An 18,481-nucleotide genomic window follows, 5' to 3' on the forward strand; every position below is an offset into this window, starting at 1 on the left:
CTTGTTTTTGGTTAAGATGACCTTATCTTTAACCTGGTAAAGTTAAGTGTGTGTAATTAACCTTAGATATGAATGCCTGTATTTAGTCTGAAGGTATGTTGTTATACCTGCTAAAGGTGGGTATGGTTGAATTGCAGATAAAATATACATAGAAATGACTATATGTATAACATTTTTATATATAACTTTGTTAGAATAAGATAATTAGACACATAGAATAAATGACAGTTGGGAGTTTTAAGCTAAATGGCAGATTATTATTCATTATTGGGTGTAAGTAGAGATTGCTCTGAAGCAGATTTAAAAAAAGCATATAGAAGGTTAGCTAAAAAATATCATCCAGATGTAAACAAAGAGGCTGGAGCTGAAGAAAAATTCAAAGAAATTCAAAAAGCATATGAAGTCCTTAAAGATAAAGAAAAGAGAACTCTGTATGATAATTATGGTGAGAATTGGGACAAAGTACAACAAGGTGGTTTTGGAGGTCGAGGCGGTTTTAGCGGATTTTCTGGAGCAAGTTCAAGTTCACAAAGTTTTAACTTTGAGGATCTAGGTGATATTTTTGGAGATCTATTTAACGGAGCAAGTGGCGGTTCAAGAGGTTTTGGTGGAGGTCAAACAAAAGCAGTAAAAGGTGAGGATATGACAGTATCTTTACGCTTGAGTGTTGAAGAGGCTATTAAAGGTGGTAAGCGAACAGTGTCTTATAGTTATCAAGAGGCTGGGGCTCAAGGAATGCCAACTATGCAACACAAAACTGTAGAGGTAAATATCCCTGAAGCTATAGGAAATGGCAAAAAGCTTAGATTAAAAGAAAAAGGTGCTAAAGGAAAAGGTATAAATGCTCCTAGTGGTGATTTATATATAAAGATAGAAGTGGTTGCGCATAAAAATTATGAAATTGATGACAATGATGTCTATGAGCATGTTAGTGTAGCACCATGGGAAGCAGCTCTTGGAACAACTTTAGAGATAGATACGCCTTTTGGTAAAAAAAGGATGAAGGTACCAGAAGGTACACAATCTGGGCGTAAAATGCGTATAAAGGGCAAAGGTCTTGCTGGCGGAGATTTTTATATAGTATACGATGTTAAATTACCTTTAGCAGATACTGAAGATAAAAAAGAGTTTTATCGACAAATGAAAGAAAAAATGGATTTTGATCCTAGAAATTAGCGCTTTGTCAGCATCTTTTTATTGTTTGCTTTTGAAATAACTGGTAAGTATAAAAGCGTCACTAACTATAGTTGAAACGTATATTTTTCATCATTTTACTTTACCAAAAAACGTTGCAAAACTGGCTCAAAGGCAAAAACGGTAGAGTTACTTGAGACGTATTTTAGTTTAATTTGTTACTTATTTATATTTACACTTGGTTTTATTATGTTAGGTTTTAACTTGTAAATCAAGTTTTATAGCTGGATTTCATTAGAGACATTAGTTATTTGTTGTTATAATTTGACGTTTGGATAGCGTTTGGGATAATCATGAAAGAAGTTTCTATCGTAAAACAGTTAGGCGCAATAGCTATAATAGCTGGTACAGCAGTTGGCGCAGGAATGCTTGGTATACCATTTGCTGTGGCAGCTGTTGGTTTTAAGTATGCTATAGTGTTGCTGTTTTTAGTTTGGATTATCATGTTTGCTACAGCTATGCTTATGGTTGAGGCTAATACTTCGCAGCCTTTAGGTACAGATATGGATTCTATTACTTACAACCTACTAGGAAAGTTTGGTAGAGTATTAAATTTTCTGTTTTATTTATTATTGTTATATTCTCTACTTACAGCTTATATATTTATGGGAGGACAACTTTTTCAAACTTATGTATTTAGCTTATGTGGAATAACTGATAGTAACGTTGCAAAGTTCGTATTCTGTGTGGTATTTGGTTTTTTTATATTCAAGGGTATACGAGTAGTTTTTAGAGTTAATGAGTTGTTTTTGAGTTTGAAAATCCTAGCATTTGTACTATTTGTAGCCTTTGTTGCTCCTGAAATCAAAAGTTCTTTGTTAGAAAACAAAACTTTGGGCATTGAGTACGCCTGGTTTGCTATTCCAATATTAGTTACATCTTTTGGTTTTCATATAGTTATTCCTTCTATTCGGAACTACTTTGGTAATGATAAAGTATTCAAAAAAACAGTAGCAATAGGTGCTTTAACACCTTTGTTGGTATATATAGTTTGGGTTATTACTACCTTAGGTACAGTTAATTTATATGGTACTAATGGCTTTATTGATTTAAGCAGTAAAGCTCAAACACTAACACAAGCATATAAAGGATTAGGACAAACTAAACCATTGTTATTTATTCAGCTTTTTGAGAATTTTGCTACTATAACTTCATTCTTAGGGGTTGCACTGGCATTGTTTTCTTTTAATAAGGATTTATATAAGTTAGATACTTCGAAAAAATTAAAAAAACTCTTAGCTGTGATCATAACGTTAGTTCCTCCTCTAATTTTTGCAATATACTTTGTTAATAGTTTTATAGCTGCTTTAGGTTATGCAAGTATTTTTGTGGCTTTCTTGCTGATTATTCAGCCAGCTATTATGGTTTGGATACTTAGAAATAGAGAATCCAGAAACCACTTGTTAAGTAAACTGTACCTTGTTATGATATTACTATCTGGAATAGCTACTATTGCATTGCAATTATTAGTAGCTTTTGATAGATTGGCATACATATAGTTTTTATTAAATTTAAGTCATTATACATGCTCATGAAGAAACCAAGTTTTGATATGATAGATCAACCTGATGATTGCAATTATAAAGCCGAAGAAGGCTTTAGTATTAATAAGCTAAATGAATATCCAAAGGATATAGTAGAGTTGTTTAAGCTTATTCAGGCTGTTAGATACGATAGAATTCAGCTACAAGAACAGTATAATGATTATAGGGAAAAGCTAAATAACGATAGAATGGAGCTTGGAACTGAACTTATAAAAATAAAAAAGGCTTATAATGCTAAGATAGTTACTTTGCAGGAAGAATATAATTCTGTAAAATCTAATACCATGATTGAATTAGCTAAGCTTAGGCAAGGTTAAAGGTTACAAAGTTGATCGGGCAGTCGCGTCTGACCACGAAAAGAGTTTTATTATTATATGTGGCTATTAAATATAGCTAATAGACTTATATAATATAGCTTTAGCGGTTAGATGAGGAAAGTCCGGGCTTTATAGAGCAAGATGCCAGATAACATCTGGGAGGTGTGAGCCTACGGAAAGTGCAACAGAAAATATACCGCCTTGTTAAAAGGTAAGGGTGAAAAGGTGTGGTAAGAGCACACCGCATTGGTGGTAACACTCAATGGCATTGTAAACCCCATCTAAAGCAAGACCAAATAGTGCTACAATAGTGTTGCTCGCACTGTAGCAGGGTAGGTCGCTTGAGCTTGTTGGTGACAGCAAGCCTAGATAAATGGCTGCTTATTACAGAACCCGGCTTATAGATTAACTTTGTACTTTTTTATAAAGAGTGGATATTTATGCAAGTTATTGATTCGAAATTGCTTGATAGTGATGGTCAGATAAATGATCAAGCTTTGATTGCAGAATTAAAAAGCTTTTATTCTGATGATAAGTTTGAGCTTATAAGTTCATCATTAGAATTATTAAAAATAAAAAGTGCGGACTCAGTACGCCATCCAACAGGTATTAGTTCATTTTTATATGCTATAGAGATTGCTTATATACTTTTTAAAATCCGGGCAGATGAAGATTCGGTTGCTGCTGGTATTCTTTATGAGTTATACAATTTTGGTGATGTCAGCGATGAAGAAATAGTAGAGACTTGTAACCATACTGTATTAAAAATATTACAAGGCACACGTAAGATGTCTGCTATTAGGATGTATCGTTCGGATAGTATATCTCTTGAGCAAATAGATACATTTAGAAAGATGCTTTTGACTATTATAGAAGATGTCAGAATAGTTTTAGTAAAGATAGTTGATAAATTGTGTACTATTAGGCATTTAAAATCTTTAAACCATAAAACCCAGCAAGTTATAGCTAGAGAAACATTAGATATATATGCACCATTAGCAAATCGATTAGGCTTGAGTGCTATAAAGTGGGAATTAGAAGATAGAGCATTCTTTTTCCTAGAGCGCCAACAGTATAAAAAGATTGCTGAAAGTCTAGGAGCTACTCGTAAGCAGAGAGAGGAGTTTTTACATAAGGTTATAGAAGAGTTAAAAGCTATATTAAAAAAGTATAACTTACATGCTGGTGTACAAGGTAGAGTTAAACATATATACAGCATATATAAAAAGCTAAAAAACAAAAACTATAAAGATATAGAGGAACTTTTTGATATTACAGCGATTAGGGTTGTAGCAAATAACGTTGATGAATGTTATAAAGTTTTAGCAGAAGTGAATAATCTATATTGCCCTATACCGCAAGAGTTTAGTGACTATATAGCAAGCCCGAAGTCTAATGGATATAAATCTATACATACTGTTGTTAAAGCCCATGGTCAAAATCTTGAAATACAAATTAGAACTCATAAAATGCATGAGGAGTCTGAGCTTGGATTTGCAGCACACTGGCGTTATAAAGAAGGTGTTAAATTTGATGCTTCTTATGAGGCAAGAGTTGCTTGGTTGAGATCACTTCTTGAATGGGAGAAAGAAATTAATGACTATAGTAAGGTGTCTAAAGAATTAACCAAACGACTGTATGTATTTACTCCAGCTAATGAGCTTATTGATCTGGCAGAAGACTCAACAGTGTTAGATTTTGCATACTCTGTACACACTATGGTGGGACATCGTACAAAAGGAGCTAAGTTAAATGGTAAAATTGTACCTTTAACTACTAAGCTCACTACAGGAGATCAAGTAGAGATACTAACTCAAAAAGAACCAAATCCTAGTAAAGATTGGGCGTCTGAAAATTTAGGATACTTAACTTCAGCCCGAAATAGATCAAGAGTTATAAAGTGGTTTAATGAGCAAAACAAAGAAGATAACGTAGCCCTTGGTAGGGATAGGCTTTTAAAGGAGCTAAAAGGTTACGACCTTAAAGAAGTAGATTTTAGTGAGGTTGCTAATAAATTTAATATGCAGATGGCAGATAGTTTATTTGCAGCTATTGAAAATGGTAGTGTACGTATAAAAAGTATAGTTAACTACATAATTGATACTTACTCTGCCCAAGAGAAGCTAATAAAAAGGCAGCAAACTAAAAAAAGCCCTTTACAGAAGCCAGAGTTTATGAAAGTTCTAGTTTCAGGTTTTGACGGCATGAAATATGAGTTTGCAAGATGTTGTCAACCTATATATCCCGATAGAATCGAAGGGTACATGAGTGTATCCAAAGGAGTTGTAGTACATACGATTAAATGCCCTAACTTGAAACATTTAAAAGAAAAAAACCAAGATAAATTTATAGATGTTAGGTGGGAATAGATTGAAATAATTTAATTTAATTTTTATGATTTACTGTTTGTTTGTAAGTTTCCCGTATTTTTAGATTGCTGTAACCAACCATTTTTGATATAGAAAACAGAAATACTAGCTTGGTTGATGTTTCTGCCATCAGCTGTATGGCCAGATATAATAAGTTCATTTTTTCCTGGATCAGGTCTAGGAATTTGCCAAGTTTCGTCTTCAAAACTTGCTGCTATAACGTTACCATTAATTGTAAACAAAGGTTTATCATTAGCTGTAAGAGCTGGAGTTGTTTTTATAGGTATGTATTCTTCTTTTGTAAATATATTTGCGTCATTACCTGGTGATGTTACTTGTATATCTAAATCACTTTGATTCTCTTTAAGAGCTTGTTTATTCTTTTTAGCAAGTTGTGAGTCATCTAATTTTTGTATATCGCCTTGTTTAATCTTAACGACCTCGCTACTTTCAGGCTCCTCGGGTGATTTTGTATCAACAACTGTAGGGCTGCCTACATTTATGATTTTATATTCAACATCTTCAGGTGGTTTAGTTTCAGAAAAAACAAGGTTTCCATTTTCAGCTCTCCATGAGTAAACTTCAGTTTCTGCTTGAGCTAGTATATTAGTTAGGGCAATGATTATGAAACTCATCAATATCTTATTTAAATTATACATCTCTAGTTGATAATCTTCAAAAAATAGTAGTTATATGCCAAGTATAGCTAAAATATAGCGTAAGCAAAAGCTTAAAATTAAACTATAGACTTAAATTATGAGATAATATTTAAAACAGTAAATAATCTAAAGATTAGAATGGTCACTTTAAATGATATTATATACGATAGTATTGGTAATTTTTGCTTTCTTATATTTGCATTGCTACTTTATAGGAAAAACAGATTTGCTTGGTTAGCGGTGGTTCTCGCTTTAATAATTAAGCTTTTCCTATATGGTAAATATAGTATGCTTCTGTCATTTGCATATTTGTCAATGCAACTATGTGTAACTTTTTTGGCAGCAATAGTCTGGATTTTAGAACCAAGCTATACAAAGTTACAAGTAAATAGAATATTTTTAGCTTTATTAACTAGTGTGATTATGATTATGATATGGGTTTGGTTAGTTTATGCTTTTATAAACCCAGCTATTTTATCTTATGAGTTTTTATTTGGTTTTGAGTATTTTTGCTATATGTTGTTTGTTTTGGGCGGAGCTTTACTAGTATACAGAATTTCCCAAGGGCTAATAATTGTTGCGACAGTTTTTATAAGTTATGCTCTATACTATGCAAATTCGGCACTAGTAGCTTCAAAAGCTCCACCACAGTATATTAGAGATTTCACTATTTACTATTGGTTCTCGGCAGTATTCTTGTTTGTAGCAGGTATTCTATTAGTTAGTGTTTATACGCGTGTAAAGAGAAGTATTTAGAGCATCATAAACTATAAACATCAAAACGATTAGTCTTTCCTTTTAATTGAGATGTTGGCTTTCTATCAGATAAAAAAGAGCCATTAATAGGTCTTTTAACAACAATCTTTTTAGCTTTTGCACTCGAGTAAGCATTATCAAAAAGTGATTTATTGCTATTTTCATTATTTTGTAATAATTCGTGAAGGGATTGCATATCTAGTTTTACCTTAGCACTTTTTTTACGTGGTGGAAACATAGGATCTATATATATACAATCAAAAAACTCATTAGTAGTTGATATGTAATCACAGCTATCATTATGAATTAATGTGATGTTTTTTGTAATAAGTCCTAAAGTTGGTATATCTTTTGCTCTTTTTATAGAGTCGCTAAGTAGTAAAAAAATATAAGGATCTTTTTCGATAGCAGTGATTTTATGCCCTCTAGCAGCAAGTGTAAAAAAATCTCTACCAAGACCAGCTGTGGTGTCAAGTATATGTAATTTGGATTTGTTTCTACCTTCTACAGCTTGTATCACACTACACTTTTTAGCCTGAGGGTTTATTCTATTTAAAATATCATTGCAGTTAAAGTCTATATAAAGCTCTTTATTTTTATTGTACAACTTTAAAAAACCATTTCCATAAAAAAGGTATTTATCTTCTTTACAAATTGAAAAATCAAACCGTAAATTTAAATCTTTTATTTGATCAATTGTATTGTTATCAAAAACATTAATAGTAATCATAAATTATTTTTTCTTAGCTCTTGGATGTGCTTTGTCAAAAACACTAGCTAGTTGTTGAAAGTTAAGGTGAGTATAAATTTGGGTACTAGAAATATCAACATGACCCAACAGATCTTTTACAGCAAGTAAATCTTTTGAAGAGTCAAGGACATGACTTGCAAAAGAGTGTCTAAGCATATGTGGGTGAATGTGTCGAGATGCGTATTTTTGGGCAAATAACTCTAGACGTTTCTGGATAGATCTATTTGTAAGTTGCTTGCCGTCACGGGAGATAAGTAGATGTTCAGTTTGGGGTTTGTATTTTTCACGAATGCTTAGCCACCTTTTTAAACTATTAGTTGTTTTTTCACCAAAGTATACTATACGTTGCTTATTGCCTTTACCAGTTACACGTACACTGTATTGGGACATACTTATGTCTTTTAGCTGTATAGCTGAAAGCTCGCTAAGTCTGATTCCGCAACTATAAAGTAAATCAAAACCGGCTATGTCACGAGCTTCAATATCATTACCAGGAGTTATATCAAGTAAATATGCTAATTCATCTATATTTAAAGCTTTTGGCAGTTTTTTAGAGCCTTTTGGGGCTTTAATGTTGCTAGCTGGATTTGTGTTAATTATCTCACTGTTAATTAGAAAGTTAAAAAAACTTCTTGTTGAGCTGAGTTTTCTTTGTAATGTTTTTGGAGATGCTCCTTGAGAATGTAATTTTTTTATCCAACCAAGTATATCTTGAGATTTTAGCTTAGCAATATCTGTATTCCCGATAAAATCACTTAACTGGTATAAATCTCTTTTATAGTTATCAATAGTCTCATTAGAGTAGCTTTTATGATATAGGATATTATCAAGAAAATTATTTATAAGAGTAGAATTTAGGTTAAGTAACATTTTAAGCGATAACACACAGTACAACAATTACACCACTTACTATAGATACTAGCCATAAACTTTTATAGCTAGAAATCTTATAGTTAAAGCTTTCTTTAAGCTTATTTGTTTTAAATGCCATTAGAGCAGGCATGATCATAAGCAATATCGCTATAGAAAGCCCAACACAAGTCATGGCATATATAAAGATGTTTGGGTTAAGTTGGTTTATAATCAAAGGTATACCAAAAGTCAGTACTGTTGCAATAGAATAGCTTATAACTCTTTTGGTTTTATATAGTTTATAAGTGTCTATATTAAAGTGAAAAAGTGATAAGTTAACACTTAAGAAAGAAGTCATAATTGCCACATAAGTAAATATATGTAAAACAATATCTGTAACAGGGGTTTTAATTTTATGACTCAGAGTTGTTAATATATCTCCAATATTGGCTTCTGTAACTGGTATATGACTAAATATAGAGGTCATAAAGCTTATAGGTCCATGCAAAGGAAGAACTCCTAATATAGTAACTACCCAGGTTATATAAAGAATTAAAGGGATTATACTTCCTATAATAATCACTCTTTTCATATCTTTTGTATTTTTAGCTAGATAGTCAGAAAGAGCGGGTACAATGATATGTGAAGTAAATGATGTAGTAAAAACAGGAATCGCAATTACAAGAGATATGCCAAGATCAATAGGAGATTCAAGTAAATTTGACAGCTCTATATATTTATTGAAAACTAAACATAGTACGACTAAAACTAAAATTTTTAAAACTATGAAAAATCTATTGGCATAATCTACAAAACGAGTTCCCAAAACGACTATGCTACCAAATATTATTACAAAAATTAAAGCTGATAGTTTTTGTTCTAACATGGGGAAGGTAGTTGATAATGAGGAAGCAGCAGCTGAAATATATGCAGTGCTAATAAAATACATAAGTACTAAAAAAGCTATACTTGCTACTATACCACCAGTTTGACCAAGGTATCTTTGGGCTATAGTTTTAAAGCTACTTCCGTATGGCATAGAGCAAGAAATATCGGAAATTACTATAGCTGTGTATGTCATGATACTCCAGATGACAATAATTAGTATCGAGCCTATCACAAAACCAAGCTTAGCTGTAATTATTGGTAAAGCTAATATTCCTCCACCTATCATGGTGCCAACTATTATCATTATAGAGCCTAAGATTTTAATTAAGCTATTCTGTGCATTATCCATTTGCTACTCTTTTTTAATGTTTTGGTTGTTGGGGTTTTTTTTTCATATGGTAGATTGCATCAAAATTTATTGGAGCTAGATTCAGAGGTAGAAAGCCACCTTTTATAATAGACGAGTCAATGACTCTTTTAGCGTAAGGAAATAAAGTATTAGCACAATAAGTGTTAAGCACCGATTCTACTTGTTCCTCAGGCATATTTGTAATTGTAAAAAGCCCAGATTGAGTCACTTCTACAATATATACATTATTATTATTATTTTTTGTAGTTATTGTGATTGTTAGGTCTAATTCAAAATTTTCAGTATTTATCTTTTTTGTATTTATATCTATATTAAAATCCGAAGTTGGAGCCCATTGTTCTTTAAAACTTACTGGGGAGTTGATAGTCTCAAATGATACATCTTTTGTATATACCTTTTGAATTAAAAAAGAGGGTTGGTTTTTATCAGTTTGCATATTTTTCACCTAAAATATTATAAATGTAGATTTAAAAAATTATAACAAATTAGAAGAAATTGTATAACTAAATTACTAGTAATTGATGGTTTTTCCTTAAAATTAGCCTAGATTAATAGCTATATGGTTAACTTAGTTATATTGAAAACAGTTATTTTAATTTTCTATGCTGTGAACCATTACCAGGTGCCCCAAGAACAAAAAGCGCGATATTTTTAGACATTTTTGAGAAACGAATATCTTGTAAGTATGTAGCCTTAAGTTGCTGCTCCTTTTTTTGGCAATATTCATGTACTTTTTTTAAGATTATGTCACCACAGTTAAGACAAACATTTTGATACATATGGATTTATACCTCTTAATTTTTTCAGTTTTTCTATGAGTAAGAAAGTTTTTTTAATTCAAATAAAATATTTAGAGCTTCTAGTGGGGTGATACTATTAACGTCAAGTTTACTTAATTTTGCTTGTAACAAGCTTTCTTGTGGTGAAATTAGTTCTAAAGTAGCTTGTTGAGTTGGCTGAGTGTCGATTAAAGAGTTTTTATTTTCTAGCTTTTGGAGGTTTTTAGTTGCTGATTCTAAAACATCGGTTGGTATTCCAGCTAGTTTTGCAACTTGGATTCCATAAGACTTTTTAGCAGCACCTGCTACAGCTTTATGCATAAAGTAAATATCGTCTTTGTACTCTTTAGCCTCAAAATGAGTATTTTTAATATTAGTATATTTATTAACTAATTCTGTAAGCTCAAAATAATGTGTAGCAAATAGTGTAAATGCTCCTATTTTAGCAAATTTTTCAGCACAAGCTTCTGCTAATGATAAGCCATCAAACGTGCTAGTACCTCTACCTATCTCATCCATAATCACTAAAGACTTATCGGTGGCATTATTAAGGATATAAGCAGTTTCTGTCATCTCAACCATAAAAGTTGATCTACCACTTGATATATCATCAGAAGCCCCAATTCTGGTATAAATGGTATCTATATCACAAATATCCGCAGAACTTGCTGGTACAAATGAACCAATATGTGCTAGGAAAATCAACTGAGCAACTTGACGCATGTAAGTTGATTTACCACCCATATTTGGACCTGTTATAATTTCTAAAGTATGAGTATCCTTGCCTAGAAAAGTATCATTAGGTATAAACGTCTCATCTATATTTTGCTCTATAGCAAGGTGACGAACATCTTTAAGCTTAAGTTTTTCAGAACTATTAAAGCTTGGTTGAACGAGATTAAGCTTGACTGCACGTTCTGCAAAGTTAGCTAGAACATCTATTTTGGCAATACTTTGCGCTGATTTTTGGATTTGAATATAATATTTAAGCACTTGTTGTAATAAATTTTCGTAGATTAGCTTTTCTCTAGCTAAAGCTCTTTCTTTAGACGATAAGATTTTGTTTTCAAAGTCTTTAAGTTCATCAGTTATATAACGTTCACTTGTTTTAAGAGTTTGTCGTCTTACGTATTCAAGAGGAGCTTTATCAGCATATTGTTTGGAAAGCTCAATATAGTAGCCATGGATACGGTTATAACCAACCTTAAGATTGCTAATCCCAGTTTTTTGTTTTTGGAGTTGTTCAAATTTTAGTAAAAAATCGTAAGAATTATCTTTAATGCCTTTTAACTCATCAAGCTCAGGATCAAAACCTTCTTTAATAACTCCACCATCACGTATGGTTGCTGGAGGGTTTTCTACAATAGCTTTTTTAAGAAGCTCTGCTAGATCATCAAGCTGGTAAATATTTTGGTTTATATTGCTTATATCTTGTGAAGATATTTCTTCTAATAATTTCTTTAGTTTAGGTATTTCTTCTAATGTATTTTGTAATGAAACCAAATCTTTTGGTTTAACTGTATTTAAAGCAACTCGTGAAATTATTCTTTCTATGTCACTAATGTATCTAAGAGTCTCTTGGATCTTCAAAAAACTTTGTTTATCTTTTAATGCGTTGATTACGTTATGGCGAATTGCTATTTTATCAAGATTCTTGATTGGATTTTTAAAATATCTTTTAATTAAACGACTACCTAAACTGGTTTTACAATTATCAATTATACTTATTAGACTAGATTTTGAATTATTATCTATTTCAAGATTATTGCGACTGTTTACATCTATCTTAAGTATTTGAATATCTTTTTCAAAACTAATATCTGTAATATGTTTAGGAGATTGTTTTAAAATATCTGTTAAATAAGCTAATATCGAGCCTATAGCTATCAATTGTTCAGTCTTATTATTTTGTAACACAGTTGTAGCTAGAGAAATATCCAAAGTGTTATTGATTTGTTTCTTTGCTTCATAACTACTGTAGTACCACTCTTCAAGGTGTTTTATTGGGACTTTTAAAAAGCCCTCTACAGCAAGATTATTACAGTTAGTTATAATTTCTTTAGGTGAAAGTCGAAGCACCTCATTTTTTAACTCGGGTAAATTACTGATAGTTTTAAGTAAATAAACCTTTCCTTGAGTATAGCTTGTATAAGCTAAGTAGTATTTATCATTTTTAACAAAAATACTTAGTAGTAAACTGTCTTGATTTGTATCTAAAAAAGCTTCTTCAGAAACTGTAGCAGGGGTGATAATACGAGTAACTTGACGCTCAACAGGACCTTTTGATGTAGCAGGATCACCTGTTTGCTCACATATGGCCACAGATAAGCCTTTTTTAATAATTTTAGCAATATAACCTTCAGCTGCATGGTATGGTACTCCAGCCATTGGGATAGGCTCTCCACTGGACTTGCCACGAGCTGTTAAGGTTATATCAAGTAAGTTGGCAGCTTCTTTAGCATCCTCAAAGAATAATTCGTAAAAATCCCCCATACGGTAAAAAAGAAGTATATTTGGATATTGTGATTTTATCTTTAGATACTGCTGTATCATCGGTGTGTGATTAGACATATCTAAACTAGCTTAAAATTGTGATTAGTTAAACAATGATTATATAATACATCTATGACATAGCAAACTAACAAAATCATACATAGTTGTTTTTTATTTTGCGAAAATAATTTATCATATTTGGTAACTTATTTTAAGATATTGTAAGCACACGTAGGGAACCTAGGATGAATTACTTGGATTTTGAGACAAAAATTAAGGAAGTAGAAGATAAAATTACTTCGCTTTCTCATGTTTTTGATGATGAAAAAACGGAAGCAGAATTAAAAAAACTAAACAAAAAAAGACTAGAATTAATGGAGTCGATTTATTCAAAACTGACTGACTGGCAAGTAGTACAGTTATCAAGACATCCAAATAGACCATACTTCAAAGACTTATTACCCTTAGTCTTTACTGACTTCCAGGAGCTTCATGGTGATAGAGCTTTTGGTGATGATTTAGCTGTTATAGGGGGGTTAGCGAAACTCAATAATCATCCTGTTATGGTTATAGGTCAAGAAAAAGGTCGTGACACAAAAAGCAAGATAAAACATAACTTTGGTATGATGCACCCAGAAGGATATCGAAAAGCTTTAAGGCTTATGAAATTAGCTGAGAAGTTTAATATGCCCGTGATTACTTTTATTGATACCCCAGGAGCTTACCCAGGTATTAAAGCAGAAGAGCGTGGTCAAAGTGAAGCTATTGCAAGGAATCTTTTTGAGATGAGTGCTCTTAAAGTTCCTATAGTTTGTACAGTTATAGGTGAAGGTTGTTCTGGCGGGGCACTAGGAATTGGTGTGGGAGATAAACTTTTGATGCTTCAATATAGCTATTTTGCTACTATTTCCCCAGAAGGATGTGCTTCAATTCTGCATAAAACTGCGGAAAAAGCATCTGAAGTTACTCAAATGATGAATATAACTTCAGGGCGGTTGAAAGAGTTAAACATAGTTGATGAAGTAATCCCTGAACCATTAGGCGGTGCTCACAGAGATTTCGTAACTACAGCTGAAAATATCAAAAAAGCATTAACTAAAGAGTTAAAAGATTTATGCCAAATGTCAGTAGAAGAACGCAACTCACAAAGGTATGATAAATTAATGTCTTTTGGGAAGTTTAAAGAGGCTTAATTCTTATCTATTTTTATTTTGGTTTAGGCTAGGAAAATTTTGTATAAAAAAAAGTCACAAGCAGGTCTTGGTATTGTCGAAGCAATGTTGGCAGCATTAATTTTGCTGTTTGTTCTTTCTTCAGGTTTTTTACTGTTAAATAGTATTCTAGTAAGTATTACGTTAGATAATAGACGTAATGAGATATCAAGTGTTTTAGATGATCGTGTTAGTGTATATAGACTAACAGGTGTTTTTGATGATTCAGCAACTAAAGACGGTATTAAATTTAAAAAAACAGTTGTAACAGAGCAAAGCAATAATGCTATGTCTTTAGGGCAGGAAAAGCCTGTGAATAGATTTAAAATTTTGGGAATAAAAGATATAAAAGAGATGGCTAAAAGAGCTGATTATGAGGCCAAAAAAGCTAAAGCTAACGATGTTGAAATTATATATAAGGTGGTAAACATAGCTGCATTTGATGATAAGCTTGGTGTAGCAGATAGAGTCAAGATTATACAAAGAGAAATAAAGCAAAATGATGGCGAAGAACAGTAAAAAAATCGCTGGATTTACCTTGCCAGAGCTAATGGTTTCAATAGTTATAGCAGCTATAGTTATGGCGATGGCAATAAATGTCTATATAGATATGAAAAATCAATACAATAAGCTTAATAGTAAACACCAGATCAATTCTAAACAGCTTATAACGAAACAGATTTTCTACAACGCTATTTCAAAAATAGGCTTTGCTACAAAGTATGGCGATATGTATCAAGAGCTTGTGGATAACTCAGGGGATAGTTCTGGTGATATCTTCGGGAAATTTGGAATTTTAACTATAGGAAAAAGCCCTATAAAAGGCATTAAGAGCCTGCCAGAAAATTTAACATTAGATCCAGAATCTTGTGATGAGAGAGTAAAAAATGAAAAATATTTCAGTCAGCAAAACAGTATTTACTGCATTCAACCTAATACAGATTATATAGCTATCCAGCGTGCCAGCTTAAGTTCAACTCTAAAAACTAACTCATCAAATAATATTTTCAAGGTAAACAGGTTTCAAAAAGAAGTTGTACCAGAAAAAGATATTTCTATGGATGATTATTTGGTTTTGTGTAATGTTTTTGAGTGTGATTTGGTAAAGACTATGGCTGTTACAGGTGATTTTGTATCAACTTATTCACGCGTTGAGGATAAGTTTAAAGTGGGTGACTATGTTGGTAAATATATTTTAGAAATATTTTTTGTGGCAGATTCTGGTCAAAAAGATAAACAGGGTAATAAAATTTATTCATTGTACGAGTATGTGAAACAAAATGCTAATGATTCTGAGATTTATGAGTTGATAAACGATGTAAGTAACCTGAAGGTTGAGTATGTTTTAAATGCAGATATTAGTCAAGGTGGTGCTAACCTTAACTGGAAGCAAATAGCAACACAGCCTATTAGTGTTAAAAGTGATTCAGTCGCGGCTTTGAGAATATCTTTTAAAGTTGCGGATGATATTTTTAGTAAGATATTTTTGTTAGAAAATACATAAAGAGATTAGTTTAATGTTCAAGAGGATAAAAAGTAATAAAAATTCAGGATCTGTATTACTTATGGCATTGATATTCTCTTTTGTGATTATGGTGATGCTTACCGCGCTTTTATATTCTTTTAAAATGGGTTTACTTACTACCAAAAGTATTATAAAAAATAGCGATGAAAAAGTAATTGGGGAAACATATATAGCAAGTGCTAAGGACGATATTGACTTTTCTAAACCAAGCGAGCTTAAAATAGGTAATAGTACCTTTGAAATAACAGTAGATGAAGATGATATTTCAACATTTTTTCCAAAAAATAGTAACGCTGAACTATTCCAAGCGCAGCAATACAGTAGTTTTAAATCTACATATAAAGCATATAATGATGGTTCAAAAGTTGATTTAGCCAAAAAAATTATTTATAACGTTCCATCGGCTAATACTTATAAAAATTATAATACAGATTACGTGCCTATTAATGTACCAATGATAGACATTGCTGCGATGACAGATTACCAAGCAAGAAATTATCGTTTAACAATCGATGGGCTATTAAAAGATGCGCCTAAAGGCTTTATTGGCTTTATTGAAAAACAAAATAAACAGATAAATATATTTACAGATAAAGCAAAAATTGGTGTGCCAATTCCACAAGGTATGGGTACAGACTATAAAATTAAGGTTGGTTGGAACCTTGAAAATGGACAATGGCAGTTAATGCTACTGATGTATGATATAAACAAGCTTTTTACAACTAGTGTTGTTCTTGAAGATTTACTAGCTGATAATATTGAAGGTTTAGAAGCAGATACAAAAGCATTAGGTGATGAGATAGGTAAGTGGCAGCCAGTTATTTCTGGAGATTCAAAAGGTGGTTCGTCAGCAGCACAATTTGTTAGAGAAAATATTTTTGATGCAGCATGGTATTTTGAGGATAGCGATGGTCCTCCCCAAATACTTTTAGCAAGAAAAGCTGATCAAAAGAAGGGTAATCAAGAAGTGTTAGAAGTTTATTATTCAACTTATTCAACTACTAATAATCAATATAGCCTTAAACTAGGTGATAGCTTAAATTTAAAAGCTAGTCTTAAAGAAGAAAATGTGAAACTTTTAGTGCCAGATTTTGCTAATAATCTTGATGCAAAAATGGCTTTTATATTTCATCCAAATAACGAAAGTAAAAATCTTATGGGTATAAGTGATTTTAACTATAATGGTGATCATAGAGTCGGTAAAAGTCTAGATACTTACATAGATGGAGAAAGCTTTGGTAAGCCTGTTATTATTTCTAAATCAGACAATTCGTTATTTATAGTAACTTTTGAGCCGGATAAAGTACATCGCTATGAGTACAAAAAAGGTTTAGGTAGTTTTATATCTCTAGATTTTGGCATTAATGGTCTAGAAAAAGAACTCAAAACGCAAGACGAAGAAGACGATGTTTTTAAACTTTTCTCATCCAAAGACGATAACAATGAACAGAATAAAGATATTGTAGAGCAAATTATACCTAAATTTGGTTATTTATTTGTTTTCACTAAAACAAAAGTAATACAGATGGACGAAAACTTAGAGATTTTACAGGAAATAGATTTAAGCGGTGAAGAGCCTCAAATCTTAGCTGATTTAGAGGCTGTCAAGAACACTATTAATAAGATTTATATACAATCCAAAGCGTTAGATGCCAAAGTTCAAGAAATACGTGATGAACTAGGGGATAAGCTTGAACCAAAAGACAAAAATGAAATTGAGGATAGATTTGAAAAAAGTAAGGATAATAGAATAGATATTAAAAGCAGGCAACCGGATAAACAACAAGATCAAGGTGATAGTTCTGGAGAAGAACCTATACCGGCTCCTGTATATTTAGATAGTAAATATTTTTATCCATTAGGCGTAGTTAAGCAGATAACATTATGAGTATATTAAAGGATATAAATACTGAGCTGAGAAACTCAAAAAGTTTTGATCTAGATACAATGTCTATTTCAGATGCAGTAACTTTGATGATAAATGAGGAATATAACATTATCGAAGCTTTAAAAGAGCAACATAACAATATAGTTCAAGTTATTACCCGAAGCTCTCAAGTGCTTAAAAATAACGGTAGGATTATATATGTTGGAGCGGGTACAAGTGGTCGGCTAGGTATTTTAGATGCAGTTGAGTGTCCACCAACGTTTAGTGTGGACTATAATACAATCGTTGGAATTATAGCTGGTGGTGAGAAAGCTTTTATTAAAGCCCAAGAAGGAGCTGAAGATGATCCGCAACTGGCTTACCAAGATTTAAAGAAAATAGGTTTAAGTGAAAATGATATGGTTATAGGTATTGCAGCTAGCGGTAGGACTCCATACGTTATAGGAGCACTTGAATATGCAAAGCTAGTCAAAGCTGAAACTGTAGCGATTAGTTGCACGAAAAAAGCAAAGATCTCAGAGTGCGCAAACTATAGTATAGAAGCAGTACCTGGACCAGAAATTTTAACAGGCTCAACTAGGTTAAAAGCTGGAACAACTCAAAAATTAATTTTGAATATGATTTCGACCTTGTCCATGGTATCTGTAGGGAAAGTTTATCAAAACCTTATGATAGATGTTAAGCCAACTAATGAAAAGTTAGTCGAAAGAGCGAAGTTAATAATTTGTGAAGCTACTGGCGTTGAGTATGCTACAGCAGGAGCATTTTATATAAAAGCAAATAAGTCAGTTAAAATAGCTATAGTAATGATATTAAATGATTGTGATTATGATCAGGCTTTGGCAATATTAAAGAATAATAATAATTTTATAAAGAGATAAGAAA

The 18,481-nt window shown here is 32.0% G+C and carries 17 protein-coding genes and 1 other RNA gene; 11 read left to right on the forward strand and 7 right to left on the reverse strand.

Translation table 11 applies throughout. From position 1 onward, the window contains the following. The first annotated feature begins 246 nt into the window (after window positions 1-246). The 5 genes from E3E15_RS01200 (at window position 247) to E3E15_RS01220 (ending at window position 5,424) form a co-directional block, all read left to right on the forward strand. Window positions 247-1,176, forward strand: coding sequence for a DnaJ C-terminal domain-containing protein (locus E3E15_RS01200; RefSeq protein WP_172106286.1), 930 nt, complete (start codon window positions 247-249; stop codon window positions 1,174-1,176). Between the two features lie 311 nt (window positions 1,177-1,487). After that, a complete protein-coding gene (locus E3E15_RS01205; protein WP_172106287.1) occupies window positions 1,488-2,693 on the forward strand; it encodes an amino acid permease in 1,206 nt (401 codons plus the stop codon). A gap of 32 nt (window positions 2,694-2,725) precedes the next feature. Beyond that, window positions 2,726-3,055 (forward strand): hypothetical protein, encoded by a 330-nt coding sequence (locus E3E15_RS01210; RefSeq protein WP_035721089.1) that lies wholly within the window; start codon window positions 2,726-2,728, stop codon window positions 3,053-3,055. A 7-nt stretch (window positions 3,056-3,062) separates the two neighbouring features. Then, an RNA gene (rnpB, locus tag E3E15_RS01215) (RNase P RNA component class A) lies at window positions 3,063-3,472 on the forward strand. 23 nt (window positions 3,473-3,495) lie between these two features. Continuing rightward, window positions 3,496-5,424 carry a RelA/SpoT family protein gene (locus E3E15_RS01220; RefSeq protein ID WP_172106288.1) on the forward strand — a complete coding sequence of 643 codons (1,929 nt, stop codon included), beginning with the start codon at window positions 3,496-3,498 and terminating at the stop codon, window positions 5,422-5,424. Between the two features lie 23 nt (window positions 5,425-5,447). Here the strand turns inward: E3E15_RS01220 and E3E15_RS01225 are convergent, their stop codons facing one another. Beyond that, window positions 5,448-6,059: a DUF4124 domain-containing protein gene (locus E3E15_RS01225; RefSeq protein ID WP_245313670.1), complete on the reverse strand. Its 612-nt coding sequence runs from the start codon at window positions 6,057-6,059 to the stop codon at window positions 5,448-5,450. Window positions 6,060-6,221: 162 nt separating this feature from the next. On the opposite strand from E3E15_RS01225, the gene E3E15_RS01230 reads away from it, so the two are divergent. Continuing rightward, window positions 6,222-6,839, forward strand: a complete 618-nt coding sequence (locus E3E15_RS01230; protein WP_172106290.1) for a hypothetical protein — start codon at window positions 6,222-6,224, stop codon at window positions 6,837-6,839. A 4-nt stretch (window positions 6,840-6,843) separates the two neighbouring features. Here the strand turns inward: E3E15_RS01230 and E3E15_RS01235 are convergent, their stop codons facing one another. The 6 genes from E3E15_RS01235 to mutS all read right to left on the reverse strand — a co-directional run bounded on the left by E3E15_RS01235 (window position 6,844) and on the right by mutS (window position 13,050). Then, entirely contained in the window at window positions 6,844-7,560 is a 717-nt protein-coding gene (locus E3E15_RS01235; protein WP_425352917.1) for a class I SAM-dependent methyltransferase, read from the reverse strand. A 12-nt stretch (window positions 7,561-7,572) separates the two neighbouring features. Next, window positions 7,573-8,460 (reverse strand): tyrosine-type recombinase/integrase, encoded by an 888-nt coding sequence (locus E3E15_RS01240; RefSeq protein WP_172107218.1) that lies wholly within the window; start codon window positions 8,458-8,460, stop codon window positions 7,573-7,575. Window position 8,461: 1 nt separating this feature from the next. Then, window positions 8,462-9,679 (reverse strand): amino acid permease, encoded by a 1,218-nt coding sequence (locus tag E3E15_RS01245; protein WP_172106292.1) that lies wholly within the window; start codon window positions 9,677-9,679, stop codon window positions 8,462-8,464. A gap of 13 nt (window positions 9,680-9,692) precedes the next feature. Further along, window positions 9,693-10,136 (reverse strand): protein-export chaperone SecB, encoded by a 444-nt coding sequence (gene secB, locus E3E15_RS01250; RefSeq protein ID WP_172106293.1) that lies wholly within the window; start codon window positions 10,134-10,136, stop codon window positions 9,693-9,695. A gap of 151 nt (window positions 10,137-10,287) precedes the next feature. Then, window positions 10,288-10,479, reverse strand: a complete 192-nt coding sequence (locus E3E15_RS01255) for a hypothetical protein (RefSeq protein ID WP_035721049.1) — start codon at window positions 10,477-10,479, stop codon at window positions 10,288-10,290. Window positions 10,480-10,512: 33 nt separating this feature from the next. Then, entirely contained in the window at window positions 10,513-13,050 is a 2,538-nt protein-coding gene (mutS, locus tag E3E15_RS01260; RefSeq protein ID WP_245313671.1) for a DNA mismatch repair protein MutS, read from the reverse strand. A 167-nt stretch (window positions 13,051-13,217) separates the two neighbouring features. Between mutS and E3E15_RS01265 the strand changes: the two genes are divergently transcribed. The 5 genes from E3E15_RS01265 to murQ all read left to right on the forward strand — a co-directional run bounded on the left by E3E15_RS01265 (window position 13,218) and on the right by murQ (window position 18,477). After that, a complete protein-coding gene (locus E3E15_RS01265) occupies window positions 13,218-14,165 on the forward strand; it encodes an acetyl-CoA carboxylase carboxyltransferase subunit alpha (RefSeq protein ID WP_035721056.1) in 948 nt (315 codons plus the stop codon). 84 nt (window positions 14,166-14,249) lie between these two features. Further along, complete coding sequence (locus E3E15_RS01270) at window positions 14,250-14,702, forward strand: pilus assembly protein (RefSeq protein WP_172107220.1); 453 nt, start codon at window positions 14,250-14,252, stop codon at window positions 14,700-14,702. Continuing rightward, window positions 14,683-15,687: a PilW family protein gene (locus E3E15_RS01275; protein ID WP_172106294.1), complete on the forward strand. Its 1,005-nt coding sequence runs from the start codon at window positions 14,683-14,685 to the stop codon at window positions 15,685-15,687. Before E3E15_RS01270 ends, E3E15_RS01275 begins: the two co-directional genes overlap by 20 nt. Before the next feature lie 13 nt (window positions 15,688-15,700). After that, the gene (locus E3E15_RS01280) at window positions 15,701-17,596 is read left to right on the forward strand and encodes a hypothetical protein (protein ID WP_172106295.1); all 1,896 of its coding nucleotides are present in this window, start codon (window positions 15,701-15,703) and stop codon (window positions 17,594-17,596) included. Further along, window positions 17,593-18,477 carry an N-acetylmuramic acid 6-phosphate etherase gene (gene murQ, locus E3E15_RS01285; protein WP_172106296.1) on the forward strand — a complete coding sequence of 295 codons (885 nt, stop codon included), beginning with the start codon at window positions 17,593-17,595 and terminating at the stop codon, window positions 18,475-18,477. Before E3E15_RS01280 ends, murQ begins: the two co-directional genes overlap by 4 nt. The last annotated feature ends 4 nt before the right edge of the window (window positions 18,478-18,481 follow it).

Origin of the sequence: Allofrancisella frigidaquae (assembly GCF_012222825.1) — a bacterium.
GTDB classification, from domain to species: Bacteria; Pseudomonadota; Gammaproteobacteria; order Francisellales; family Francisellaceae; genus Francisella; species Francisella frigidaquae.

Bases quoted from the DNA above. Each gene is read 5' to 3' on its own strand.
- E3E15_RS01200 (WP_172106286.1), top strand. From the start codon at position 247: ATGGCAGATTATTATTCATTATTGGGTGTAAGTAGAGATTGCTCTGAA.
- E3E15_RS01205 (WP_172106287.1), top strand. From the start codon at position 1,488: ATGAAAGAAGTTTCTATCGTAAAACAGTTAGGCGCAATAGCTATAATA.
- E3E15_RS01210 (WP_035721089.1), top strand. From the start codon at position 2,726: ATGAAGAAACCAAGTTTTGATATGATAGATCAACCTGATGATTGCAAT.
- E3E15_RS01220 (WP_172106288.1), top strand. From the start codon at position 3,496: ATGCAAGTTATTGATTCGAAATTGCTTGATAGTGATGGTCAGATAAAT.
- E3E15_RS01225 (WP_245313670.1), bottom strand. From the start codon at position 6,059: ATGAGTTTCATAATCATTGCCCTAACTAATATACTAGCTCAAGCAGAA.
- E3E15_RS01230 (WP_172106290.1), top strand. From the start codon at position 6,222: ATGGTCACTTTAAATGATATTATATACGATAGTATTGGTAATTTTTGC.
- E3E15_RS01240 (WP_172107218.1), bottom strand. From the start codon at position 8,460: ATGTTACTTAACCTAAATTCTACTCTTATAAATAATTTTCTTGATAAT.
- E3E15_RS01245 (WP_172106292.1), bottom strand. From the start codon at position 9,679: ATGGATAATGCACAGAATAGCTTAATTAAAATCTTAGGCTCTATAATG.
- secB (WP_172106293.1), bottom strand. From the start codon at position 10,136: ATGCAAACTGATAAAAACCAACCCTCTTTTTTAATTCAAAAGGTATAT.
- E3E15_RS01255 (WP_035721049.1), bottom strand. From the start codon at position 10,479: ATGTATCAAAATGTTTGTCTTAACTGTGGTGACATAATCTTAAAAAAA.
- mutS (WP_245313671.1), bottom strand. From the start codon at position 13,050: ATGTCTAATCACACACCGATGATACAGCAGTATCTAAAGATAAAATCA.
- E3E15_RS01265 (WP_035721056.1), top strand. From the start codon at position 13,218: ATGAATTACTTGGATTTTGAGACAAAAATTAAGGAAGTAGAAGATAAA.
- E3E15_RS01270 (WP_172107220.1), top strand. From the start codon at position 14,250: ATGTTGGCAGCATTAATTTTGCTGTTTGTTCTTTCTTCAGGTTTTTTA.
- E3E15_RS01275 (WP_172106294.1), top strand. From the start codon at position 14,683: ATGATGGCGAAGAACAGTAAAAAAATCGCTGGATTTACCTTGCCAGAG.
- E3E15_RS01280 (WP_172106295.1), top strand. From the start codon at position 15,701: ATGTTCAAGAGGATAAAAAGTAATAAAAATTCAGGATCTGTATTACTT.
- murQ (WP_172106296.1), top strand. From the start codon at position 17,593: ATGAGTATATTAAAGGATATAAATACTGAGCTGAGAAACTCAAAAAGT.